Annotated in this window: 17 protein-coding genes; 9 read left to right on the top strand and 8 right to left on the bottom strand. The window is 69.5% G+C overall.

Translation table 11 applies throughout. From position 1 onward, the window contains the following. Positions 1 to 22: 22 nt before the first annotated feature. From HLH28_RS01385 to HLH28_RS01375, 3 genes are read right to left on the bottom strand one after another with little or no spacing between them, the layout of a single operon-like run. Entirely contained in the window at positions 23 to 1903 is a 1881-nt protein-coding gene (locus HLH28_RS01385; RefSeq protein ID WP_246395571.1) for an ABC transporter ATP-binding protein, read from the bottom strand. Positions 1904 to 1913: 10 nt separating this feature from the next. Continuing rightward, positions 1914 to 3191, bottom strand: coding sequence for a CCA tRNA nucleotidyltransferase (locus HLH28_RS01380; protein WP_182953840.1), 1278 nt, complete (start codon positions 3189 to 3191; stop codon positions 1914 to 1916). Then, entirely contained in the window at positions 3191 to 3760 is a 570-nt protein-coding gene (locus HLH28_RS01375) for a DUF1285 domain-containing protein (protein WP_338029626.1), read from the bottom strand. The genes HLH28_RS01380 and HLH28_RS01375 overlap by 1 nt, the downstream gene beginning before the upstream one ends. Before the next feature lie 167 nt (positions 3761 to 3927). On the opposite strand from HLH28_RS01375, the gene HLH28_RS01370 reads away from it, so the two are divergent. The 5 genes from HLH28_RS01370 to HLH28_RS01350 all read left to right on the top strand — a co-directional run bounded on the left by HLH28_RS01370 (position 3928) and on the right by HLH28_RS01350 (position 11756). Further along, the gene (locus HLH28_RS01370) at positions 3928 to 4980 is read left to right on the top strand and encodes an AAA family ATPase (RefSeq protein WP_182953399.1); all 1053 of its coding nucleotides are present in this window, start codon (positions 3928 to 3930) and stop codon (positions 4978 to 4980) included. 8 nt (positions 4981 to 4988) lie between these two features. Next, complete coding sequence (locus HLH28_RS01365; RefSeq protein ID WP_338029625.1) at positions 4989 to 5990, top strand: DUF58 domain-containing protein; 1002 nt, start codon at positions 4989 to 4991, stop codon at positions 5988 to 5990. Next, the gene (locus HLH28_RS01360; protein WP_182953397.1) at positions 5987 to 8803 is read left to right on the top strand and encodes a DUF4159 domain-containing protein; all 2817 of its coding nucleotides are present in this window, start codon (positions 5987 to 5989) and stop codon (positions 8801 to 8803) included. The genes HLH28_RS01365 and HLH28_RS01360 overlap by 4 nt, the downstream gene beginning before the upstream one ends. Before the next feature lie 29 nt (positions 8804 to 8832). After that, entirely contained in the window at positions 8833 to 10950 is a 2118-nt protein-coding gene (locus HLH28_RS01355) for a VWA domain-containing protein (protein WP_182953835.1), read from the top strand. A gap of 194 nt (positions 10951 to 11144) precedes the next feature. Further along, complete coding sequence (locus tag HLH28_RS01350) at positions 11145 to 11756, top strand: ankyrin repeat domain-containing protein (RefSeq protein WP_182953394.1); 612 nt, start codon at positions 11145 to 11147, stop codon at positions 11754 to 11756. 91 nt (positions 11757 to 11847) lie between these two features. Here HLH28_RS01350 and HLH28_RS01345 read toward each other — a convergent pair whose 3' ends face one another. The 3 genes from HLH28_RS01345 to HLH28_RS01335 form a co-directional block, all read right to left on the bottom strand. Further along, positions 11848 to 12942, bottom strand: a complete 1095-nt coding sequence (locus tag HLH28_RS01345) for a site-specific DNA-methyltransferase (protein WP_182953392.1) — start codon at positions 12940 to 12942, stop codon at positions 11848 to 11850. Then, positions 12939 to 13586, bottom strand: coding sequence for a ribonuclease HII (locus HLH28_RS01340; RefSeq protein WP_182953390.1), 648 nt, complete (start codon positions 13584 to 13586; stop codon positions 12939 to 12941). The genes HLH28_RS01345 and HLH28_RS01340 overlap by 4 nt, the downstream gene beginning before the upstream one ends. Before the next feature lie 171 nt (positions 13587 to 13757). Continuing rightward, positions 13758 to 14066 carry a CsbD family protein gene (locus HLH28_RS01335; protein ID WP_182953388.1) on the bottom strand — a complete coding sequence of 103 codons (309 nt, stop codon included), beginning with the start codon at positions 14064 to 14066 and terminating at the stop codon, positions 13758 to 13760. A gap of 313 nt (positions 14067 to 14379) precedes the next feature. Here HLH28_RS01335 and HLH28_RS01330 point away from each other — a divergent pair, with 313 nt between their 5' ends. The 4 genes from HLH28_RS01330 (at position 14380) to HLH28_RS01315 (ending at position 23891) form a co-directional block, all read left to right on the top strand. Further along, a complete protein-coding gene (locus HLH28_RS01330) occupies positions 14380 to 15756 on the top strand; it encodes an MdtA/MuxA family multidrug efflux RND transporter periplasmic adaptor subunit (protein ID WP_408869808.1) in 1377 nt (458 codons plus the stop codon). 46 nt (positions 15757 to 15802) lie between these two features. Beyond that, positions 15803 to 18970 carry an efflux RND transporter permease subunit gene (locus HLH28_RS01325; protein WP_182953383.1) on the top strand — a complete coding sequence of 1056 codons (3168 nt, stop codon included), beginning with the start codon at positions 15803 to 15805 and terminating at the stop codon, positions 18968 to 18970. Then, the gene (locus HLH28_RS01320; RefSeq protein WP_182953381.1) at positions 18967 to 22266 is read left to right on the top strand and encodes an efflux RND transporter permease subunit; all 3300 of its coding nucleotides are present in this window, start codon (positions 18967 to 18969) and stop codon (positions 22264 to 22266) included. Before HLH28_RS01325 ends, HLH28_RS01320 begins: the two co-directional genes overlap by 4 nt. A gap of 140 nt (positions 22267 to 22406) precedes the next feature. After that, positions 22407 to 23891, top strand: a complete 1485-nt coding sequence (locus tag HLH28_RS01315) for an efflux transporter outer membrane subunit (protein WP_246395603.1) — start codon at positions 22407 to 22409, stop codon at positions 23889 to 23891. A gap of 113 nt (positions 23892 to 24004) precedes the next feature. Here HLH28_RS01315 and HLH28_RS01310 read toward each other — a convergent pair whose 3' ends face one another. Both HLH28_RS01310 and HLH28_RS01305 read right to left on the bottom strand, forming a co-directional pair. Further along, positions 24005 to 24178, bottom strand: coding sequence for a DUF1328 domain-containing protein (locus HLH28_RS01310; protein ID WP_182942051.1), 174 nt, complete (start codon positions 24176 to 24178; stop codon positions 24005 to 24007). 98 nt (positions 24179 to 24276) lie between these two features. Beyond that, a complete protein-coding gene (locus tag HLH28_RS01305) occupies positions 24277 to 24531 on the bottom strand; it encodes a CsbD family protein (protein WP_182953376.1) in 255 nt (84 codons plus the stop codon). Between the last annotated feature and the right edge of the window lie 162 nt (positions 24532 to 24693).

Here is a 24693-nt window from a genome sequence, read left to right as displayed (position 1 = left end):
AGATCGCCGCCAGACCGCGTGTTCAGGCCGATGTCGCGAAAGCCTGGGTGCGGACCATGCGCGCATACAGGCCGTCGGCATCCATCAGTTCGGCATGGGTACCGCATTCGACGCCCTGGCCATCGGCCATCGCCACCACCAGGTCTGCCGACCGCACGGTGGACAGGCGATGGGCCACGACGATGGTGGTGCGCCCCTTGCGCAGGCGGGCCAGCGCGTCCTGGACCAGGGCCTCGCTCTCGCTGTCCAGGGCGCTGGTCGCCTCGTCCAGCAGCAGCACCCGCGGATCGCGCAGCAGCGCCCGCGCCAGGGCCACCCTCTGGCGCTGGCCGCCGGACAGGCGCTGGCCGCCCGGTCCGACGCGGGTGCCGAACCCGTCCGGCAGCGCATCGATGAACCCTTCCGCCGCGGCCGCACGGGCCGCCAGGCGGATCTCCGCATCGGTCGCGGAGGGACGGCCGATGCGGATATTCTCGATCACCGGCAGGTCGAACAGCAACGTGTCCTGGCTGACATAGGCAATGGCGTCCCGCAGGTCCGACAGGCGCAGCGCGCGCAGATCGACGCCGTCCAGAAGGATCCGTCCGGCGCTGACATCGTGCAGGCGCGGGATCAGGGACAGGGCCGTCGATTTGCCCGCCCCGGACGGACCGACCAGCGCCACCGTCAGGCCGGGCCGGGCCTCGAAGGTCAGGCCGTCCAGCCCGACCCGCCCGTCGGGATAGACGAACGACGCGGATTCGAATCGCAGATGCCCCTCGCCTGACGGCAGGGCGCGGGCGGTGGGGGCCTCGGTGATTTCGGGCGGTTCGTCGATGATGGCGAAGACCCGTTCCAGTCCCGCCAGCCCCTCCTGTAGGGCGGCATTCAGCGATCCCAGCGCCCGCAGCGGCCGCGCGGCCAGCAGCAGGGCCGCGACGAAGCCCGAAAAATCGCCCAGCGTCGCGCCGCCCAGCGCCGCGCGCCACCCCGCGAACCCCAGGACGGCGGCGACCGCGGACCCACCGAGGACCTCCAGCACCGGATCCACCCGCGCGCGCCCCCGCGCAATCCGCAGCAATGCCAGATGCAGCAGGTCGAGGGTCTGGTCGACCCGCGCCGCCTCGTTCCGTTCCAGGCGATAGACGCGGACGGTCCGCGCCTGGGAAAAGCTCTCGGTCAGCAGGGCCGAGGTCTCGCCCATGCGCTCCTGCATGCCGCCCGAGGCACGGCGCACCTTCTTGCCCAGGCGCTGGATGGGAATGGCGGCCACGGGATAGAGTACGGCGGCGATCAGGCTCAGTTCCCAATCCATGTAGAACATGGACACCACCAGCCCGGCCACCGTCACCACGTCGCCCAGCGAATTGACCGCACGGATCATCGCCTCGCGGATCGAGACGGCGTCGGTCGTGAATCGCGCGGCCAGCTGCGCCGGGGCCTCGCGCTCGATGCGCGAGATGTCGGTGTGGACCAGATGCGCGAACATCGTTCCCTGCAGGCCCCGGATCACGATCAGCACCAAATCCTGCACCGCCACCGTCTGGCCGTATTGCGACAGCGCCTTGGCGGCGGTGATCAGGATCACCAGCGCCGGCACCTGGTACAGGATGCGCGGATCGTGGGCGGCGAACATGTCCAGCGCCCGCTGGATCACCAGCGGATACAACCCCGTCAGGGACGCCATCAGGACGGTCAGCAGGATGACCGAGACGATCCGCCCGCGATGGCACCGGACCTCCTCGCGCCACAGGCGCCGCAGGAGGGCCGTGCTGCGATCCGGCGCGGGGACGGCCCGCCCGGCGGACACGCCCCCCGGGGCCGGACGGACGGCGGGCTCCGCCGCGCGGGTGGGGGTGGACGTGGGCGGAATGACGTTCATGCTGCCCTTTAACAACTTGGCCGCGGCAAAGGAAAGCGCCATGCCGCAGGCCTCAGCCCGGTGCCGGTCCCGCCGTGCGGTCGGCCGCCCCCTCGCCGAGACGCGCCAGGCAAGCCTGGCGGCGCGCCCGGCATCCCCCCGCCATCCACCATGCGCGCAGCTCGGCCAGGGCCTGGCCGACCCGTGGTCCGGGCGGGATGCCGGCCGCCAGCAGGTCCCGTCCGGCCAGGGGAAAGACCGGGCGCGGGCGCGCCGTCAGGTCCTGGCGCAATTCGTCCCAGTCCGCGGACGGCCGGCCCAGCCGCGCCGCCTGCCCGACCCAGCTGCGCCGGACCAGGATCTCGGCCGGCTCGTCGGCCAGCAGGCGACGGCGCGCGTCGTCGTCCGCTGCCGGATCGGGCACCGGGGCCGCGCGCACCGACGACAGGGCAACGGCCTCGGCCCGCGACAGGCGCAGGCGGGCCGCCAGGCCCCCGGCATCGCCCGGCGCCAGCACGCCCAGGCGCAGGATCGCGTCCGCCGGCGCCCCGGTGGCCAGCAGGCGGTCCAGCGCCGGCCGATCCGTTCCTTCGGGCAGCAGACGCGCCAGCACGCCCGACCGCTCCATCAGGGCCAATGTCTCCATCAGCGCCGGGCCGGCCAGGATCCGGCGCAGTTCCGACCAGACCCGTTCGACGGACAGGCGGGCCAGGCCATCGGCCAGCGCGGCGATCGCCGCCATCGCCGCGCCGTCCGGCTCGCCCCGCCCGTAGCGCGCGTGAAACCGGAAGAAGCGCAGGATCCGCAATGCGTCCTCGTGGATGCGGGTCGCGGCATCGCCGACGAAGCGGACATGGCCCGTCCGCACGTCCGCGCGGCCGCCGAAATAATCATGCACTACCCCGTCGCACCCGCAGGACATGGCATTGATCGTGAAATCGCGCCGCGCGGCGTCCTCGCGCCAATCGTCGGTCCAGGCCACGACCGCGTGGCGGCCGTCCGTCCGTTCGTCGCGCCGCAGGGTCGTGATTTCGTACGGGCGCCCCGCGATGACCGCCGTCACCGTGCCGTGCGCCAGCCCCGTCGGCACGACCTTGATCCCCGCCCCGGCCAACGCCGCGATGACCCGGTCCGGCGCCTCGGGCGTCGCCAGGTCGAGGTCCGACACCACCCGCCCGGCGATCAGGTCGCGCACCACCCCGCCCACCAGGCGCGCCCGGGGCAGCACCGCCCAGATCCGTGACAGCCCCGCCCGCCCTTCCGGCAGTTCCGCCGCCAGCCGGTCGAGCAGGCCGTCATCGCGATAGCATTCCTCGTCCCCCGTCCCCTGCCCGGCCTGCCCGCCGGCCATCACGCGGCGTCGTCCCCCACGGGCAGGCGCGATAGCGGGAAGAACATGTTGCGGCTCCAGACCCCAAGACACGGTACGCCGCGACAGGTTCCGGGAACCGCCAGCGCCGCCAGTTCGTAATAGACCGAACGGGCGATCCTGGCTTCCAGGGCGAAGGTCCCCTCGCCGTCGCGGACATGCAGGTAGGGCACCGGCCCCATCCCGCATCCCTCGGACGGGACATCCCACTCGGCGCGGATCGGATGGTCGGGCCCGGCGCACACCACCAGGTCGACATTGGTGCGAAAGGACAGAACCTGATTCCGCCCGCAGCCTTTCCAATCCATCTCGACGGCGACGAACGGGGCGTCCTCGACCTCGATGCTGCCGCGTTCGACGGGGGTCTCCAGCCAGTACGTTCCCTCGCCATCCCGCCGCAGGACGGACGCGAACAGGCAGATCATCGGCTTCCGCCGGATCGGCGTGCCGCGATACAGCCACGTCCCGTCGCGCTGGACCAGGAACGGCAACGGCCCGCACGCGCGCGCCTGCGCCCTGGGCGGGGCGCAGGAAAAGGGCGATGTCTCCACGCCGGAAAGGGCACACGGGGCGCGCGACTCCCGGAAAGGCGAATCCTGATCGTCAGTCAACTGCGTTACCCGCCTGCTGGACCATGCTGCCCCCGATATAGGGATCATCCCCGACCCGATGAAACCCCCATACTTGATGAAACCTCAGGACCTGTCAGATTACGGATATGACGATATCGGACGCCACGCCCCTCGCCACGGATTTCGCAGCGGAGACGGCCCCCCCGCCGGCGAAACCGGACGTCCCGGCCGATGCGGCCCTGGCAGAACGCCTGGGCGAGAGCCTGCGCGCCGCCCGGGCGGAAATCCGGCGCATCATTCACGGCCAGCACGATGTCATCGACCAGACCCTGGTCAGCATCCTGGCGGGCGGCCACGCCCTGCTGGTCGGCGCGCCGGGACTGGGCAAGACGCTGCTGGTCACCACCCTGGGGACCGTGCTGGGGCTGGAGGCGCGGCGCGTGCAGTTCACGCCGGACCTCATGCCCTCGGACATCACCGGCAGCGAGATCCTGGACGAGGACGAACACGGGCACCGCAGCTTCCGCTTCGTCCGGGGGCCGGTCTTCTGCCAGTTGCTGATGGCGGACGAGATCAACCGCGCCAGCCCCCGTACCCAGTCCGCCCTGCTGCAGGCCATGCAGGAACATCGCGTGGCGATCGCCGGCACCGACCACCCCCTGCCCCGCCCGTTCCACGTCCTGGCCACCCAGAACCCGATCGAGCAGGAAGGCACCTACCCCCTGCCGGAGGCGCAGCTGGATCGGTTCATGCTCCAGATCCCGCTGGGCTTTCCCGATGCGGCGGCGGAACGCGCCATGCTGCTGGCCACCACCGGGACCGATGACGCCACGCCGCGCCCCGTCCTGACCGACGGCGACCTGGTCGACGCCCAGCGGCTGGTCCGCGCGCTGCCGGTCGGCGACAGCGTGGTCGATGCCATCCTGCGCCTGGTCCGCTCCGCCCGGCCCGAAACAACCGACGACCCGACGATCCGCGAGGCCGTGGCCTGGGGGCCCGGCCCGCGCGCAGCCCAGGCACTGATGCTTGCCACCCGCGCCCGCGCGCTGATGGACGGGCGCCTGTCGCCCAGCATCGACGACGTCGCGGCCCTGGCGCGGCCGGTGCTGGCCCATCGCATGGCCCTGACCTTCACCGCCCGGGCCGAAGGCCGCAGCCTGCCGGACCTGATCGACAGCCTGCTCCGCCGCCTGGGCTGATCGACGGGGTGACGCCCTCCTTTCCCCTGGCCGGCCCGCTGCGCCGACTGTTCGCGGCACGCCGTACGACGGCCGCGCGCGCCGGTAATGTCGGCCCCATCGGCGCGGACGGCGACGCCACCCCCCTGCCCGCCGCCGCCGAGGGCCTGGCCGCGCGCATGCCCGCGCTGATCGTCGCCGCCACGCATATCGCGGCGACGGTGGCGGCGGGCGCGCACGGCCGCCGCCAGGCCGGGCCGGGCGACAGTTTCTGGCAGTTCCGGCCGGCCCAGCCGGGCGAACCGGTCACCCGCATCGACTGGCGGCAATCCGCCCGCAGCAGCCGCGCCTATGTCCGCGAGACCGAGGCCGAGGCTGCGCAGACCATCTGCCTGTGGTGCGATCCCAGCGCGTCGATGCGCTGGCGGTCGAATGCCGCCCTGCCACCGAAATTGGACCGCGCCGCCCTGCTGGCGCTGGCGGCCGGGGCCCTGCTGCTGCGCCAGGGGGAACGCGTGCGCCTGCTGACCCCGGACGGGCCGGTGGACATTCCCCCGGGCGGCCGGACGGCACTGGACCGGCTGGGCCTCGCGTTGCTGCGGACCTTGGAAAACGCCCCCGAGTCACCCTGCTGGCCCCATCCGCAACAGGTGCCGCGCCATGCCCGGATCGTGCTGATCGGCGACGGGCTGGCCCTGCCCGAAACGATCGGAACACTGCTGCGCGACCTGGCGGCACGGCCGGCCCGCGCCCACCTGCTGCTGGTCAACGACCCGGCGGAAGCGGCCCTGCCCTACGCCGGCCGCATCCGCTTCGCGGGGCTGGAGGACGAGGCCCCGCTCCTGCTCTCGGGGACCGAGGGGCTGCGCCCGGCCTACGCGGCTGCCTTCGCCGACCATCAGGCGCGGATCGCGGCCCTGTGCCGGGCGACCGGCCATGACCTGATCCGCCACACGACCGACCGGCGTCCGGAACACGCGCTGCTGGCGCTGCACGCCGCCCTGTCGGACCGGCCCGGGGGGCGGGCATGATCTTCCAGGCCCCCCTGCTGCTGGCGGGACTGGCGATCCTGCCGGTCGTCTGGCTGCTGCTGCGCGCCCTGCCGCCGGCCCCGCGCCGGCAGGTCTTTCCGGCCATCATGCTGCTGCGCGGCTTGCGCGACCGGACGACCGACGCCGCGACCGCGCCGCTCTGGCTGCTGCTGCTGCGCTGCCTGGCGCTGGCCGTCCTGATCGTCGGGCTCGCCGGCCCCCTGATCGTGCGCGACCGCCAGGCGACGACGACCGACGCCGCCGGCGACGTCCTGCTGGTCCTGGACAATGGCTGGGCGGCCAGCCCGGGCTGGCCGCGGCGCATCGCGGCCTTGGACGCCGTGCTGGACCGCGCGGGCCGGACCGGGCGCCAGGCGCGCCTGCTGACCACGGCGCCGGGCCTGGCCGGCGAGGCCCCCGCCGCCGGGGCGCCGATGACGCCGGCGTTGCTGCGCGATGCGCTGGACACGACGCGCGCCCGTCCCTGGCCGACCGACCGCGCCGCGGCCACCCGGGCCCTGCGCGACCTTGCCGCTGCCGGCTGGCACGGTCCCGTCGTCTATGTCTCGGACGGCCTGGCCGGACCGGCCGACGGCGCGTTCGCAACCGCGCTGGCCGCCATCGGGCCGGTGCGCACCCTGCGTGCGCAGACCGCCACTCTCGCCGTGCTGCGCCCGACGCCGCCCGCCGACGGGGCGCTGGCCGTCTCGGTCGCGGCCGTCCCGTCCGGGCATCCGCGCCGCATGACCGTCCGCGCCGAAACCGCCGATGGCGGCGTCCTGGGCCTGGTTCCGGTTTCCCTGCCGGCAGGCGACGACCATGCCGACGCCTCGGTCGCGATGCCCGCCGAACTGCGCAACCGGATCGACCGCCTGGTCCTGGAGGACATGGTCGGCCCGGCCGGGGTCCGCCTGCTGGACGAAGGCGACCGGCGGCGGCCGGTCGGGCTGGTGTCCGTGGGCGGAACGGACACGCCGCTGGTCGGCCCGCTTTTCTACCTGCGCCGTGCGCTGTCGCCCACCGCCGAGATCCGCGAGGGTCGTGTCGCGGCCCTGCTGGCGCGGCCGCTTTCGGTGCTGATCGCCCCGGACGGCACGCTGGACGATCCCGAAACCCGGCGCGCCGTCGCGGCCTGGGTGCGCAAGGGCGGCATGCTGGTGCGTTTCGCCGGCCCGCTGCTGAACCGCACACCCGCGCCGGACATGCCGACGGAGGCCGAGGTGCCGGACGCTCCGCCGCCCGCCCTCCTGTCTTCCACGATCGAGGATACGCTTCTGCCCGTCCCGCTGATGGACGGCGAACGCCAGCTTGGGGGCGCCATGTCGTGGGGCAGGCCGGAACCTCTCGCCCCGTTCCCGGCGGCCTCCCCCTTCCACGGGCTGGCGATCCCCGCCGACGTGACCATCTCGCGCCAGGTCCTGGCCCGCCCCGCCACCGACCTCGACGAACATAGCTGGGCGCGTCTGGCGGACGGCACGCCGCTGGTCACCCATGCCGCCCTGGGGTCGGGCGAAATCGTGCTGTTCCACGTCACCGGCACGGCCGACTGGTCCAACCTGCCGCTTTCCGGCCTGTTCGTCGCCATGCTGCGGCGACTGGCCGAGCGCGCCACGGGGATCGAGGCCCCGGCGGACCACAGCCTGCTGTCCCCCTACATGACGCTGGACAGCGACGCGATCCTGGTCCCCCCGCCACCGGGCGCCCGTGCCCTGCCTGCCGATGCGTTCGGCACCACCCCGGTCTCGGCCGCGCACCCGGCGGGGTTGTATGGCCCGCGCACGGCGCGGCGCGCGCTGAATGTGGGCGATGCGGCGGGTCCCCTCGTGGCACAGGCCGCCATCGGCCAGGTCGCGGATCTCGACGGGCAGGTCCACGATATCGCGCCGGGTCCGTGGCTGGTGGCGGCGGCCCTGTTGCTGCTGGTCGTCGACGCGATCGTCAGCCTGCTGCTGCGCGGCGGACGGATAGGCGCGGGACGGATGGGCCGGACCGGCGGCGTCCTGCTGCTGGTGCTGTCCGGCATGGCCGCGCTGCCGGCGCCGCTGTCGGCCGCGACCGACCCGGATCGCGGGGTTCCGGTTCCCGGCGCGGCGCTGGAAACCCGGCTGGGCTATATCCTCACCGGGCATGACGACGTGGACACGGTCTCGCGCGAAGGGTTGCAGGGCCTGTCGAACTACGCCAACGCCCGGACCTCCGCCGTGCTGGGCCATCCGGACGGCGTGGTGCCGGAACGCGACGATTTGTCCTATTATCCGATGCTCTACTGGCCGGTAACGCCGGACGCGACGGCCAATCCGGCACGGACCGCCGCGTTGAACGCCTACATGCAGCATGGCGGAATCCTGCTGATCGACAGCCAGGGCGTCGACCCCGCCACCGCCGCGCCGGGCGCGGCCGGCGCCGGTTTCGCGGCCCCCGCCCCCGGCGCGGCGGCGGCACTGCGGCGCATGACGAAGGGGCTGGATATCCCGCCCCTGACCCGGCTGGACGACCACCACGTGCTGGCCCACACCTTCTACCTGCTGCACGATTTTCCGGGTCGGTACGGCGGACTGCCGGTCTGGGTCTCGCGCGAAGGCGACAGCGCGAATGACGGGGTCAGCCCCGTCATCATCGGGTCCAGCGACTGGGCACATGCCTGGGCGGTGGATGCCCAGGGCGACACCCCCTATGCCACCATGCCCGACGGCGACACGCAGCGCACGACGGCGTACCGGTTCGGTGTGAACGCGGTCCTCTATGCCCTGACGGGCAATTACAAGGCGGACCAGGTCCATGTTCCCGCCCTGCTGAAGCGGCTGGGGGAATGAGGATGCCCGGTCTGGCGACGCTGCATCACATGATGGGGCACATGATGGGATGGGCGCCCCTGGTACCGACGCCCGTGCTGTATGCCCTGGCCGCCCTGGCCGCCGCCGCCGCGATCGCAGGGCTGGCGCGCCGGACGCGGGGCGCGCTGTGGCGCCTGGCGGCGGCGGCGGCGCTGCTGCTGTGGCTGGCCGGCCCGGAACTGATCCGCGAAACCGGCCAGCCCCTGCCGCAGACCGCCCTGCTGCTGGTCGACCAGTCACCGTCGATGTCCATCGGGCAACGCGCGGCCACGGCCCGCCAGGCAGCCGAACTGATGCAGCAGGCGGCGGCGCGGGTCCCCGGCCTGACCGTGCGGACGGTTACGGTGCGCGACGGGCACGGCGACGGCACGCGCCTGCTCGCCGCGCTGGACCAGGCAGCGGCCGACATTCCGCCGGCGCGCCTTGCCGGGGCGGTGCTGGTGACGGACGGGCAGGACCACGACGTGCCGGCGACCGTTCCGGACCATCTGCGCCCCGCCGATGCCGATGGACGCCGCACGACCCTGCCCCTGCACGTCCTGCTGACCGGGCGCGGCGAGGAAACCGACCGCCGCCTGCGCATCCTCCAGGCCCCGCCCTATGCCATCGTCGGCCAGAATGCGACCTTGCGGGTCGAAATCGACGATCTGGGTCCGCACCCGGCCGCCGATGGCCACGCCGCGCTGACCTTGTCGCGCGGCGGCGAGGCCCCGTTGCACGAAACTGTCCGCACCGGCATCCCCCAGGACATCACGCTGCCGGTCACCCGGCCGGGGCCGCTGCTGGTCGGCCTGGCCGCCTCGGCGCTGCCCGGCGAGGTCTCGACCGCCAACAACCAGGACGTCGTGCGCATCAACGGTGTGCGGGACCGGTTGCGGGTGCTGCTGGTATCGGGGACCCCCAACCAGGGCGAACGGGTCTGGCGCCGCCTGCTGAAGGCCGATCCGTCGGTGGATCTGGTGCATTTCACGATCCTGCGGCCGCCCGACAAGGATGACGGCACGCCGCTGTCGGACCTGGCGCTGATCGCCTTCCCGGTGCGCGAACTGTTCCAGCAGAAGATCGGCCAGTTCGACCTGATCATCCTGGACGGCTTCGAGAACCGGGCCATCCTGCCGCGCGCCTATTTGGAAAACATCGCGAACTACGTGCGCGACGGCGGCGGACTGCTGCTGATCGGCGGACCGGAATTCCTCGGTCCCGGCTCGCTCCAGGACACGCCCGTGGGCGAGATCCTGCCCGCCCATGTCCCCGTCGACGGCGGATTGCTGGAACAACGCTTCCGTCCCGCCCTGACCGACAGCGGCCGCCGCCATCCCGTGACCGCCAGCCTGCCGGGCGCCGGCGCCCAGGGACATGATGCGGAATGGGGACCGTGGTACCGGACGCTGAAGGCCGATTCGGCCCACGGCCAGGTCCTGATGGACGGCCCCGACCACACCCCCCTGCTGGTCCTGGACCGGGTGGAGCGGGGGCGCGTCGCCCTGCTGCTGTCCGACCAGATCTGGCTCTGGTCGCATGGCGAGGGCGGGGGCGGCCCGCAATCGGAACTGCTGCGCCGGATCTCTCACTGGCTGATGAAGGAACCGGAGTTGGAGGAAGAACAGCTGACCGCCACGATCGCGGACGGGCGGATGCGGATCGTCCACCGCACCGCGGCCCCCGCCGGCCCACGGGCGGTCACCGTCACCGCGCCGGACGGCACGACGCAATCCGTTCCCCTGCACATCTCGGGCACCGGCCTGTCCGAGGCCACGCTGCCCGCAGCCCTGCCGGGAATCTGGACCGCCGACGACGGCACGCATCGCGCGTTCGCAGCCCCGGCCATGGCCGACCCGCAGGAATTCGCCGATTTGCGCGCCACCGCAACCCTGCTGGCCCCCCTGGCCACGCAGACCGGCGGCGCCGTCCGCTGGCTGGGCGACGATCCGGCGCATCCCGATGTCCCCGGCTTGCGCCTGGCCGCATCGGGCACGCTGTCGGGGCCGGGATGGATCGGGTTTCCCCACCGCGATGCCCGGATCGTGACGGGACGCAGCGCGCAGCCCCTGCTGCCCGGATGGGTGGCCCTGCTCGTCGCCGGCGCGGCCCTGCTGCTGGCCTGGTGGCGCGAAGGCCGGACATGACGGCGGGCGGACACGCCGCCGGCATCGCCACCACACCGACATCACAAGGGCGACATGCGATTTCCGTCGCATCGCATGCTGATCTGGATTATGGAATTGGGGCCGGATCCGCGTCCGGTGGCCAACCCGGCCCGTCCCTGCCGGACATCTTCGTCCCGACGGTCCGGATTCGACCCCTGTCACCGAGACGAGAAATGATTGTCAGAACCGGTATCCGCCTTCTGTTCCTCGCACTGCTCAGCGGCAGCGCGGTCATGATCGCCCCCCTGCACATCGCCCACGCCCAGGACGCGGATGACGAACAGGCCCAGGCCGACGCGGCCGACGCCGCCAAGCAGGCCGAGGCCCGACGCGCCGCCCGCGCCGCCGCGCCCCCGGCCGCCCTGCCCGGCGCGGTTTCCAACGAGGATGTCAGCGGCCACGCCAATACCGACCTGAACCCGACCGCATCCCTGTTCGACGCGATCAATCGCGGCAGTCTCGGCGCGGCGAAGGAAGCCCTGAACCGCGGCGCCGACATGGAAGGCCACAACGTCCTGGGCCAGACGCCGCTGGACATGGCCATCGACCTGAACCGCAACGACATCACCTTCCTGCTGCTGTCGATGCGCACGCTGTCCGACGAACACATGGCCGTCGCCTCGACCACCAATTCCGGCGTCACCATACGTAACGGCAGCGGCCATATCACGATCAACGGCAACAATCGGGGCGGCCGGGGCGTCGTCATGGCCGCCGACCGTCGCCAGGATCAGGGCGGCACCCCCCGGCCGGATATCGGCTTCCTCGGCTTCGGCGGCAGCTAGGGCGATCCGCATCCCGGCGCGCGATCGGATTGCTCCGGCCGCGCGCTTTTCCGTCCTGCCCTGTGGGGACCGCTCGGCCGACGCGTGACGGTCAGGACGTGCCTTGGGCGATATCCTCGGCCCGCAGGGTATCCAGCGGTGTCATCGTCCCGTTCCGGTCGAAATGCCAGAAGGTCCATCCGTTGCAGGATGGCGCGTTGGTCAGCACCGCCCCCAGCTTGTGGATCGACCCGCGCTGCGACCCGCTGACCAGCGTCCCGTCGGGCGCCACCGTGGCGGACACGCGGCGCTGCCGGTCGGTGACGATCGTGCCCGCCGGCAGGATCCCGCGCTCCACCAGGCTGCCGAAGGGAATGCGCGGGGTTTCGCGCCGGGCGGGGGTGGTCAGCACGCTGTCCAGCGGCACCGGGCGTTCGCGCCGGGCCCGCCCGATCGCGGCCTCGGCGTAATCCGGATGGCGTTCGATCCCGATATAGCGCCGGCGCAGCCGTCGGGCCATCGCCGTGGTCGTCCCGGTCCCGGCGAACGGATCCAGGACGATGTCGTCCACATTGGTCGACGCGATCAGGACCCGATGCAGCAGGCTTTCGGGCTTCTGCGTCGGATGCAGTTTCAGCCCGTGCTCGTTCCGCAGGCGCTCCCCCCCGGTGCAGAGCGGCAGATACCAGTCCGACCGCATCTGGACGTCATCGTTCAGCGCCTTCATGGCCTGGTAGTTGAAGCGATATCGGCTGTCCGGCCCGCGCGCCGCCCAGATCAGGGTCTCGTGCGCGTTGGTGAAGCGCCGCCCTCTGAAATTCGGCATCGGATTGGACTTGCGCCAGATCACGTCATTTAGGATCCAGAAACCCAGATCCTGCAGAATCGCACCGATGCGGAAGATGTTGTGATAGGACCCGATCACCCAGATCGTCCCGTCCTTGCGCAGCAACCGCCGCGCCTCGCCCAGCCAGGCGCGGGTAAAGCGGTCATATTCCGCCAGGTCCGAGAATTTGTCCCAATCGTCGTCGACGCCGTCCACGACGCTGTCGTCGGGCCGCCGCAATTCCCCGCGCAACTGCAGATTATAGGGCGGGTCGGCAAAGATGCAGTCGATCGAACCGTCGGGCAATGTCTGCATGACCTCGACGCATTCGCCGCGCAGGATCTGGTCGAGGGGGAGTTCCATCATCACCGCGCCGCTCATGACGCCACCCGCAGGACGGAATCGCCATCGGGAACCAGTCCCAGGGACAGTTGGCGAACCAAGCCGAAAGCGCCGCGGTGATGGGGCGATATCCCCGCCCGGCACAGCGCGTCGCGATGCTGGACGGTGCCGTAGCCGGCATTGCTTTCCCATCCGTAGGCAGGCCAGCGCCGCGCCAGGCGCAGCATCAGGCGGTCGCGCACCACCTTGGCCACGATCGACGCCGCCGCGATCGACAGGCTTTCCCCGTCGCCCCCGACCACGCATTGCACGGGGCAGCCGAAATCAGGCGCGGCATTTCCGTCCACCAGCACCAGGTCCGGTGCCACGGGCAACCGCAACACGGCGCGGCGCATGGCCAGGAAGGCAGCCTGAAGGATGTTGATACGCGCGATCTCGGCCACCGACGCGGCACCCACGGCAATCTGCACGCCACGCGCGGCGTGCAGGGCCACATAGGCGCGTTCCCGCGCCGCCGGCGTCAGTTTCTTGGAATCATCCAGTTGGGCCGCCAGCTTCCGCGGCACGCCCGCGTCGAACAGCACCGCGGCCGCAACCACCGGACCAGCCAGCGGCCCGCGTCCGACCTCATCCACCCCGGCGACCCGACCGCCATGCTGCGCTTCGCGCGTGTAATCCGGCATCCACCCCATCCCGAACCGGGACGAATCGAGCGCCTGCCGCCCGATTCGCACACCGAATCACGTCATGAATGGATGGAAACCATTTTTACGGCGTGTTGCGCAAGATGCTGATTCTTCGCCGAGTCCTTTCAAACGGAAAAAGCCGGGCCGCTCGCGACTCGACACTGCCGATCAGGCCTTGGCCTTGCGGCGCGGCAGCAGGATCAGGCCCAGGAGCATGCCGACGAACGCCGCGATTCCGACGGACATCAGCGGCCGGTCCTGTACGAACAGCACCGCCTGTTCCAGCTTGCTTTCACCTTCCTCATACAATTCGGTGAATTCCTGTCGCGCCATGCCGGCCAGCTGGTCGACCTTGCCTTCGGCCTGCAGGCCCAGGTCGCCGGTCAGTCCGCCGGCAGCGTCCTTCAGGCGGCCGGAGCCTTCCTCGACCGCACCCTTGGCCTTTTCGACGAAAGCATCGCTCTTGAGTTCTGTCATGTTTCCCTCCTCTGTCGGGGTAATGCCGCTTGGGGCAAAACGGCGTGGAGCGTCAACGGTTCCTGTCGCATGCCGCTGCGAACGGTATCGCGACGACCGCAATCCTGCCATCCGCGACGGGATATACTCCCGGCCGGGGGCCCGAACCCCGATACCGCGGCGCGCGGTGTCGGGGCATTTTTCCATCGCACCCCATGGCACGCGGGCGGGGACTGTTACATTTTAATACCGACTATAAGATGGATTTAACATCATTTCCCCGCGCAGGTGCTAACACTGCCGCACGACGCGCATGACGGACCCGACGTCACAGATGGACGAGGAAAACCTGGCTAACATGGATAAACCGACACTGGCCCCGCCTGACCCGCCCGCCAAGGAAGCACCCGGACAGGCACGGACATCGGGGACCCGCGGCGGGTCGTCGCGTCGCCGGTATCTGCTGTGGGGCACGGCGCTGGTCGCAGCCGGCGTGGTGGCGGTGGCTTTCCTGCGCCCCCATGGTGGAGGCAGCGGCAGGAACGGCGGCCGCCACGCCGCGGCGGACGTGCAGCCCGTCGCCGTGGCCGCGGTCCGCACGGGCGACATGCCGATCGAACTGACCGAACTGGGCACCGTGATCCCGATCACCAACGTGACGGTGCAGACCCGCGTCGACGGCTATCTGATGAAGGTCCTGTTCACCGAGGGCCAGCACGTCAAGCAGGGCGACCTGCTGGCGCTGATCGACACCCGGCCGTACGAGGTGCTTCTGGCGCAGTACCAGGGCCAACTGGCCGCCGACCAGGCCCAGCTCGACCAGGCACGGATCGACAATGCGCGCTACCAGAAGCTGATCCGCCAGAACAGCGTCGCCGCCATGACCGCCGTGGACCAGCAGTACAAGGTCGCCCAGCTGGAAGGCACGGTCAAACAGGACCAGGCGCTGGTCGACAACGAGAAGCTGCAGATCACCTATTGCCACATCATCGCCCCCGTCGACGGCCGCGTCGGCATCCGCCAGGTGGACATGGGCAATTACGTGACGGCGGGGCAGACCAACGGCCTGGTCATCCTCACGCAGATGCAGCCGATTTCCGTCATTTTCACCCTGCCGGAAACCGAGCTCGGCCCCGTCGCCGACCGGCTGCGCACCGGAATCGCCCTGCCGGTCGAGGCCTGGGACAGCACGAACACCCGCAAGATCGCTGACGGCGCCGTCAGCGTGCTGGACAGCCAGATCGACACGTCGACGGGTACCGTGCGCATGCGTTCGATCTTCCCCAACCAGGACGAAACCCTGTTCCCCAACCAGTTCGTCAACGCGCACCTGCTGGTGAACACCGAGCATGACGTGCTGCTGGTGCCGGCGAACGCCATCCAGACCGGGCCGAACGGCCCATTCGCCTACGTGGTCAAGGCCGACAGCACGGTCGAGGTCCGCGACGTCAAGACCGGCCATTCCCATGGCGACGTCGTGGTCGTGACCAGCGGCCTGAAGGCCGGGGAATCGGTCGTGACCGACGGCACCGATCGCCTGCACGCCGGGTCGAAGGTGACCATCCCCGCCGCCACGCCGGACAGTACCACACCGGATACGACGGACACGACGGGCACGCATTCGCCCCGCCATCACGGCCAGTCTGGCGGCAACGGCGCACCGGCATCCTCCAGCGGCGCGGGCGGTTCGGGCGGACAGGGACAGCCGTGATCCTCGCCCGCCGCCCGACCCGTTTTCCCATGCCGGAGACCCGTGCGTGAATCCGTCCCGCCTGTTCATCGAACGCCCGGTCGCCACCACGCTGCTGATGCTCGCCATCATGCTGGCGGGGCTGCTGGGCTATCATTTCCTGCCGGTTTCGGCCCTGCCTCAGGTCGATTACCCGACCATCACCGTCCAGACGTTCTATCCCGGTGCGGGGCCGGACGTCATGGCGACGTCGATCACGGCGCCTCTGGAAACCCAGTTCGGCCAGATGCCGGGGCTGGACCAGATGACGTCGCAATCGTCGGGTGGGGCATCGGTCGTCACCCTGCGCTTCGGCCTGACGATGTCGATGGACGTGGCGGAGCAGGAGGTCCAGGCCGCGATCAACCAGTCGGCCTCGCTGCTGCCCACCGACCTGCCCGCGCCGCCGATCTATGCCAAGGTCAATCCGGCCGACACGCCGGTCCTGACCCTGGGCATCACCTCGTCCACCCTGCCGCTGACCGAGGTCGAGGATTACGTCGATACCCGCCTGGCCCAGAAGATCAGCCAGATCTCCGGCGTCGGCCTGGTCACGCTGTCGGGCGGCAACCGCAAGGCGATCCGCGTCCGCGTCAACGTGCCCAAGCTGACTTCGTTCGGCGTCGATCTCGATACGCTGCGCACGACCATCGGCAACGTCAACGTCAACTCGCCCACCGGCACGTTCGACGGGGCGCAGCGCGCCTCCACCCTGCGCATCGACGGACAGATCAGCGGCGTCGAGCAGTTGATGAACCAGGTGATCGCCTACCAGAACGGCGGTCCGATCCGCATCCGCGACGTCGCCACCGTCGTGCAGGGGCCCGAGAACACGCAGCTCGCCGCCTGGGCGAACCGTACGCCCGCCCTGGTCCTGAACGTCCAGCGGCAGCCCGGCGCCAACGTTATCGCGGTCGTGGACAATATCAAATACGCCCTGCCGCAATTGCAGAAGGCCCTGCCGCCCGGCATCTCGATCACGCCGCTGACCGACCGCACGACGACCATCCGCGCCTCCGTCGCCGACGTCGAATTCGAACTGGCCCTGGCGATGGTGCTGGTCGTGGCGGTGATCTTCGTCTTCCTGCGCAACGTGCCCGCGACGATCATCCCCAGCCTGTCGGTGCCGCTGTCGCTGGTCGGCACCCTGGCGGCGATGTACATGCTGGGCTTCTCGCTGGACAATCTGTCGCTGATGTCGCTGACCATCGCGACGGGCTTCGTCGTCGACGACGCCATCGTCATGATCGAGAACATCGCCCGCTACATCGAAATGGGCGACGATCGCATGACCGCCTCCCTCAAGGGCGCGGGCGAGATCGGGTTCACCATCATCTCGCTGACCGTGTCGCTGATCGCGGTGCTGATCCCGCTGCTGTTCATGGGGGACGTGGTCGGCCGGCTGTTCCATGAATTCGCCATCACCCTGTCGGTGACGATCATCCTGTCCGCGGTCGTGTCGCTGACCCTGGTGCCGATGATGTGCGCCCGGCTGCTCAGCGAACGGCCGCACGGGCCGGACGCCCGTGGCTGGTCCGCGACGGTCGAACGCTGGACCGAGGCCGTGATCGCCGCCTACGGCCGTGCGCTGACCGTGGTGCTGCGCCACCAGCCCCTGACGCTGCTGGTGTTCGTCTGCACCCTGGCCCTGACCGGCGTGCTGGCCTGGTCGATTCCCAAGGGGTTTTTCCCGGTGCAGGACACGGGCGTGATCCAGGGCATTTCGGTGATGGCGCAATCGACGTCGTTCGACGCCATGAAAGTCCGACAGCAGCAGCTGGGCGACCGCATCCTGAAGGATCCCGACGTCACCAGCCTGTCCTCGTTCGTCGGCATCGACGGGCAGAACATGACCCTCAACCAGGGCCGGTTCCTGATCAACCTGCGCCCGCATGACGACCGGGACGGCACCGCCAGCCAGATCGCCGCCCGCATCCAGCAGGAAGTCGCGGACATCCCCGGCGCCCGCCTCTATCTCCAGCCCGTTCAGGACCTCTCGCTGGATACCACCGTCGCGGCCACCCAGTACCAGTTCCTGCTGGAAAATCCCGATTACGACCAGTTCCGCACCTGGGTGCCGAAATTCGTCGCCCGCCTGCAGCAGGAACCCTCGCTGGCGGACGTGACATCCGACCTCCAGGCCGAGGGGCTGGTCGCCCAGGTGACGCTGGACCGGACCACCGGCGCCCGTTATTCGATCACGCCGCAGACCATCGACAACGTGCTGTATGACTCGTTCGGGCAGCGCCAGATCTCGACGATCTACACGCAGTCCAACCAGTATCGCGTGATCATGGAGGCCGATCCGGCCTTCCAGCAGGACCTCGCCTCGCTCGGCAAGCTCTACCTGCCGGGCATCAGCGGCAATGCCGGATCCAGCACGTCGGGCCCGACCCGGACCCCGACCTCGGGCCTGGTGCCGTTGCGCGCCGTCACCACGCTGACCCGCAGCACCGCACCGCTGCTGATCACCCATGTGGGCCAGTTCCCGGCCACCACGATCTCGTTCAACGTGTCGCCGGGCTATTCGCTGGGCGCCGCCACCGACGCGATCGACCGGGCCGAGCAGTCGATGCACCTGCCGGCCAGCTTCCAGACCTCGTTCCAGGGCACGGCCGCGGCATTCCGCAGCAGCCTGGGCAACGAGCTGTGGCTGGTGCTGGCGGCGCTGGTGGCCGTCTATATCGTGCTGGGCATCCTGTACGAGAGCTTCATCCACCCGATCACCATCCTGTCCACCCTGCCCTCCGCGGGCATCGGCGCGCTGCTGGCGCTGCAGTTCAGCGGGGCGGGCCTGGACGTCATGGGCATCATCGGCCTGGTGCTGCTGATCGGCATCGTGAAGAAGAACGCGATCATGATGATCGATTTCGCGCTGGAGGCCGAGCGCGTCGAAGGCATGGAACCCGTCCGTGCCATCCACCACGCGGCGATGCTGCGTTTCCGTCCCATCCTGATGACGACCCTGGCCGCGATGCTGGGCGCCCTGCCGATGGTCATCGGCAGCGGCACCGGTTCCGAACTGCGCCGGCCGCTGGGGGTCGCCATCGTCGGCGGCCTGCTGGTCAGCCAGTTGCTGACATTGTTCACCACGCCGGTCATCTACCTGATGATGGACCGCATCAGCCTGCGCCTGCGCCGCCGCTTCGGATCGGCCGGGAGCCCTGACGCCACGACCCCGCGGACGGCCACGTGACGCCGGTCCGTCTGTTCGTCCTGCGGCCGGTCGCGACGACGCTGCTGACCGTGGCGCTGCTGATCGCGGGGGCCATCGGCTATCGCGCGCTGCCGGTGTCGGACCTGCCGAACGTCGATTTCCCGGTGATCCAGGTCCAGGCCCGGCAGCCGGGCGGATCGCCCGAAGAGGTCGCCAGTTCGGTGGCGGCGCCGCTGGAACGCCATCTGGGCCAGATCGCCGACCTGACGGAAATGACGTCGCAATCGACGCAGAACCAGGCCCGGATCACCCTGCAATTCGCCCTGACCCGCGACATCAACGGCGCCGCCCGCGACGTCGAGGCCGCGCTGCAGGCCGCCCGTGCCGACCTGCCGACGTCGCTGCGCCAGAATCCCAGCTATTTCAAGGCGAACCCGAACGGGGCGCCGATCATGATCCTGGCGCTGACCTCCGCCACCAGCACGATGCCGCAGTTGTATGACCTGACCACCAACGTCCTGCAGCAGCACCTGTCGCAGATCCGCGGCGTCGGCGAGGTCGAGGTCGGCGGCAGTTCCCTCCCCGCCGTGCGGGTGGAGATGAATCCCCTGCCGCTGTACAAGTTCGGCATCGGGTTCGAGGACGTGCGCGCAGCCCTGTCCTCGGCCAATGCCCACACGCCCAAGGGCTTCATCGACCAGGACGGCCAGCGCTTCACCCTGGACACCAACGACCAGGCCCGCAGCGCCCAGGCCTATCGCGACCTGATCATCGCCTACCACAACAGCCGTCCTGTGCGCCTGTCCGACATCGCCACGGTCAACGACGGGGTCGAGGACGTCCGCAACGCCGGCTATTTCAACCGGCAGCCCGCCGTGCTCGCCATCATCTTCGCCCAGGCCGGGGCGAACGTCATCCACACCATCGACCAGATCAATGCCGAAATCCCCGCGCTGCGCGCAGCGCTTCCGCCCAGCGTCCAGTTGCACACGGTACTAGACCGGTCGGTCACCATCCGCGCGGCGCTGAAGGACACGCAGTACACGCTGGTCATTTCCGTGGCCCTGGTCGTGCTGGTGGTGCTGGCCTTCCTCCAGTCGGCCCGCACGACGCTGATCCCCGCCGTGGTCGTGCCGACCTCGATCATCGCGACATTCGGGGCGATGCAGCTTCTGGGCTATTCTCTGGACAACCTGTCGCTCATGGCCCTGACGGTCTCGACCGGCTTCGTGGTCGACGACGCCATCGTCGTGATCGAAAATATCAGCCGCCACCTGGAATCCGGCATGAACCGGCTGGAGGCCACGCTTCTCGGCGCGCAGGAAGTGGCGTTCACCGTCTTTTCCATCTCGGTCTCGCTGATCGCTGTGTTCCTGCCGATCCTGCTGCTGGGCGGGGTGGCCGGACGCCTGTTCCATGAATTCGCGATGACGATGGCGACGACGATCATCGTGTCGATGATCCTGTCGCTGACGCTCAGCCCGATGATGGCGGCGCTGCTGCTGCGTCCCCACACACCCGCGCGCGACGCCGTCCAGTCGTCCCGGCCCTGGAATTTTGCCGCGCGCGGGCTGGAACACGCGCTGCACGCCATGCAGGCGGGGTACGGGCGGTCGCTGGACTGGGCACTGGCCCACCGGCGGGTGATCCTGCTTTCCCTGCCCTGCACGATCGTCCTGATGGTGGCCCTGTTCGTCCATATGCCCAAGGGCTTCTTTCCGGACAGCGACACCGGCCTGCTGATGGGGCACCTGCAGGGCGACCAGTCCATCTCGTTCCAGGCCATGACCCAGAAGATCGACCAGGTGCAGCGCGCGATCCTGGCCGATCGCGACGTCAACAGCGTGACCGGGTTCATGGGGGGACGCGGATCGTCGAACCAGGCCAACATCTTCGTGGTGCTGAAGGACAAGGCGCTGCGCAACGATCCCACCACGGAGACAATCGCGCGAATCGACCGGCGCCTGCGGCACATGGTGGGCGCGCGGTTCTTCGCGATGGCCCCCGGCGCGATCCGGATCGGCGGGCGGCAGAGCAACGCCGCCTACCAGTATACGCTGGAAGCCGACTCGGCGAGCGAACTGTACGACTGGACCCCCAAACTGGTCGCGGCGCTCCAGAAACATCCGCAGCTCACGGACATCTCCTCGGACGTGCAGCAGGGCGGATCGGCGCTGAACGTCGCGCTGGACCGCGACAGCTCGGCGCGAGTGAACATCACGCCCCAGCTCGTATCCAACACGCTCTACGATGCCTACGGGCAGCGGGCGGCCTCGGTCATCTTCAACGCGCTGAACCAGTACCGCGTGGTGATGGAGGTCGAACCCCGCTTCTGGCACGATCCCAACAGCCTGAAGCAGGTCTGGGTCAGCGTCGCGGGCGGCACCGCCGGGGGCGGCACGCGTTCCAACACCATCCGCGTCACGACCACGGCCGCCACCTCGACCACCGCGGGCCTCAGTGCGCAGTCCTTCCGCAACCAGATCGCCAACAGCCTCGCCGGGGGAAGCTCGGCCTCCAACGGATCGGCCGTGTCGACCAATTCCGAGACGATGGTGCCGCTCGACATCGTTTCCACCACCCAGCCGCAATTGACCGCGCTGTCCGTCAACCATCAGGGCCAGTCGGTCGCCACGACGGTGTCGTTCAACCTGGCCACCGGGGTGTCGCTGGACCAGGCGGTCCGGATCATGAACGGTGAAATGGTCCGCCTGCACATACCCTCGACCATCCATGGCAGCTTTGCCGGCAACGCCGCGCAGTTCCAGAAATCGGTCAATAACGAGCCCCTGCTGATCCTGGCCGCGCTGGCGGCGGTCTACATGACGCTGGGCATCCTGTACGAAAGCTACGTCCATCCGCTGACGATCCTGTCCACATTGCCGTCGGCCGGTGTCGGCGCCCTGCTGGCGCTGGACCTGGCGGGCGAGGAATTCTCGCTGATCGCCATGATCGGGGTGATCCTGCTGATCGGCATCGTGAAGAAGAACGCGATCATGCTGGTCGATTTCGCGATCGAGGCCGAACGCGGCGGCCAGACGCCCCTCGAGGCCATCCGCACGGCCTGCCATCTGCGTTTCCGGCCGATCATGATGACCAGCCTCGCCGCCGCCCTGGGGGCGCTGCCCCTGATCTTCGGCAGCGGCTACGGATCGGAACTGCGCCGCCCGCTGGGCATCGCCATCGTCGGCGGCCTGCTCGTCAGCCAGGCGCTGACGCTCTACACCACCCCGGTGATCTATCTCTATCTCGACCGCTTCGGCGCGTGGTGCCGGGCCCGATACCACTCCGCGGCCGCCACCCTGATGGGCCGGCGCCGCCCCCTTAGCCAATAGGATGCCTGACCCGGATGACGCTGTTCCTGCCATCCCACCCGCCGTCCCCGTCGCCCGCGTGTCGCCTCCGCCGTCCTGTCCGGATCGCCCATCGCCTCGCGCGTCGCCTCTCCCTGGGCCTCGGCGTCGCACTGGCGCCGATGGCGCTGGCCGGCTGCATGGTCGGGCCATCCTATCACCGCCCGGATGCCGTCGCCTCGCCCCGCTTCAAGGAACTGACCCCGGCCCCGGGATGGGAACGCGCCCGTCCCGCCCTGGCGGAACTGCCGAAGGACGCCTGGTGGACCATCTATGACGACCCGATCCTCGACAAACTGGAATCGCAGGTCGCGATCTCCAACCAGAACGTCCGGATGTACGAGGCCAATTACCGCCAGGCCCGCGCAATGATCGACAGCGTACGCGCGCAGTTGTTCCCCACCATCAGCGGCAGCCTGGGCTTCAACCGCAACAGCCAGGGGCGGGGATCGCGTTCGGCCTCCAGCGGCAGCCTCGTCAGCTATAGCGGCACCGCCACCAACAGCACCGAGACGACCTATTCGATGGGTCCCAGCGCCAGCTGGGACCTGGATCTGTGGGGCCGCATCCGCCGCAATATCCAAAGCCAGGTGACCGAAGCGCAGGCCAGTGCCGCCGATCTGGCCAACGCCACCCTGTCCTATCAGACCCAGCTTGCGGTGGCGTATTTCAACCTGCGCTACCAGGATTCGCTGCAGGACCTGCTGCGCCGCTATGTGCAGTTCAACACCCAGGCCCTGCAGATCGCCCAGAACCAGTTCGATGCCGGCACGGCCGACCCGACGGCGGTGATGCAGGCCCGGACCCAGCTGGAACAGAACAAGGCCTCGCTGATCCAGGCCGGGATCGCGCGCGCGCAGTATGAACATGCGATCGCCGTCCTGATGGGCCGTCCGCCCGCCGACCTGACGATCACCCCGGGCGCGCTGACGCGCACCATCCCCGCCATTCCCGTAGGCGTGCCGGCCGACCTGCTGCAGCGCCGCCCGGACATCGCCGCCGCCGAACGCGCGATGGAGCAATATAACGCGCAGATCGGCGCCGACATGGCGGCGTTCTTCCCCACCATCACCCTGAATGCCAGCTATTCCTACAGCGGCGATCCGGTGGGCGAACTGGTGCAGGTCGTCAATCGGATCTGGTCGCTCGGCGCTTCCGCGTCCGAGGTCCTGTTCAGCGGCGGGTCGCGCACCGCCGCCGTCCATTCGGCCAACGCCCAGTATGACAGCGCCGTCGCCACCTATCGCCAGACCGTCCTGACCGCCCTGCAGAACACGGAGGACCAGCTGTCCAACCTGCGCATCCTGGCGGACCAGGCCCGGCAGCAGCAGGTCGCGCTGGACTTCGCCAACCAGGCCGTCCAGGTCTCGATGAACCAGTATCTGGCGGGAACGCAGATCTACACCACCGTCATCACCAACGAGACGACGGCGCTCAGCAACGCCGAAAGCGCGCTGGGAATCCAGCAGCAACGCATGGTGGACAGCGTCTATCTGGTCCAGGCGCTGGGCGGTGGCTGGAACGCTTCCCGCCTGCCTTCCAAGGGATCGATGCAGACTGACAATCCGTTCCTGCCCTCCTTTATCCAGAAGGACAAGAACCAGTAGTCGTCCACGGTCCCGCGCGACCACCATCGGACATGAAAAAAGGCCCCGGGGCAGGATTGCCCCGGGGCCTTTTCGTTACTGGCCGTTTTCGGTTCAGGCCGCGCCCGTCCCGGTCACAATATCGTCCGCGCTGTCAGCAAGGCGATCAGCAGGAAAACGACAAAAGCCAGGATGAAGATGAAAAACAGGATCTTGGCGATACCGGCCGAAGCCGCCGAGATGCCGGTGAAGCCGAACAATCCCGCGATGATCGAGATCACCAGAAAAAACAAAGCCAGCTTCAGCATGCTCTACACCCCATCTGCATCACCTGGGTAGAAAACGTTCCGGCGGGCCGTCGGGTTCCCCTGCGGGAACAGCACGACCGGCCCGATCGGGACGCGCCTCAGCGCCGGGACCAGAGCAACGCCGCCAGGAAGCCAATGACGGACGCTACCGCCAGCGCCAGCAGGGGCTGATCGGCCGTCAGGTCACGCACGGTGTCGCCGGCTTCGGTGCAGTACTGGCGCGACTTGGCACATGCGATTCGCACCTTGCCTTTAAGCTGCAGTTCCGGGTCGCCGAACAGACCGCCCGCTCCGTCCTGCACGCGCCCGATCCCCTCCTCCAGCTTCGTCTCGAAACGTTCGGTCTCCACCATGATGCTTCCCCTTGTTCGCACGGGCCACCGGACATGCCGGCATGTCCAGGGCGGGTTCGATAAGATCAATCATGACGACGCGCCGACGATTGTCCACCTTCGGTTCCGCACATCTGTCCCGACGCGAGCCATCCTGTCGGAGGATGGTTTGAAATTCGTTCT

This window comes from Gluconacetobacter tumulisoli, assembly GCF_014174155.1.
GTDB classification, from domain to species: Bacteria; Pseudomonadota; Alphaproteobacteria; order Acetobacterales; family Acetobacteraceae; genus Gluconacetobacter; species Gluconacetobacter tumulisoli.
This window is presented reverse-complemented; position numbering and strand designations above follow the sequence as displayed.

Bases quoted from the DNA above. Each gene is read 5' to 3' on its own strand.
- HLH28_RS01385 (WP_246395571.1), bottom strand. From the start codon at position 1,903: ATGGCGCTTTCCTTTGCCGCGGCCAAGTTGTTAAAGGGCAGCATGAAC.
- HLH28_RS01380 (WP_182953840.1), bottom strand. From the start codon at position 3,191: ATGGCCGGCGGGCAGGCCGGGCAGGGGACGGGGGACGAGGAATGCTAT.
- HLH28_RS01370 (WP_182953399.1), top strand. From the start codon at position 3,928: ATGACGATATCGGACGCCACGCCCCTCGCCACGGATTTCGCAGCGGAG.
- HLH28_RS01360 (WP_182953397.1), top strand. From the start codon at position 5,987: ATGATCTTCCAGGCCCCCCTGCTGCTGGCGGGACTGGCGATCCTGCCG.
- HLH28_RS01355 (WP_182953835.1), top strand. From the start codon at position 8,833: ATGATGGGGCACATGATGGGATGGGCGCCCCTGGTACCGACGCCCGTG.
- HLH28_RS01350 (WP_182953394.1), top strand. From the start codon at position 11,145: ATGATTGTCAGAACCGGTATCCGCCTTCTGTTCCTCGCACTGCTCAGC.
- HLH28_RS01345 (WP_182953392.1), bottom strand. From the start codon at position 12,942: ATGAGCGGCGCGGTGATGATGGAACTCCCCCTCGACCAGATCCTGCGC.
- HLH28_RS01340 (WP_182953390.1), bottom strand. From the start codon at position 13,586: ATGCCGGATTACACGCGCGAAGCGCAGCATGGCGGTCGGGTCGCCGGG.
- HLH28_RS01335 (WP_182953388.1), bottom strand. From the start codon at position 14,066: ATGACAGAACTCAAGAGCGATGCTTTCGTCGAAAAGGCCAAGGGTGCG.
- HLH28_RS01330 (WP_408869808.1), top strand. From the start codon at position 14,380: ATGGACGAGGAAAACCTGGCTAACATGGATAAACCGACACTGGCCCCG.
- HLH28_RS01315 (WP_246395603.1), top strand. From the start codon at position 22,407: ATGGCGCTGGCCGGCTGCATGGTCGGGCCATCCTATCACCGCCCGGAT.
- HLH28_RS01310 (WP_182942051.1), bottom strand. From the start codon at position 24,178: ATGCTGAAGCTGGCTTTGTTTTTTCTGGTGATCTCGATCATCGCGGGA.
- HLH28_RS01305 (WP_182953376.1), bottom strand. From the start codon at position 24,531: ATGGTGGAGACCGAACGTTTCGAGACGAAGCTGGAGGAGGGGATCGGG.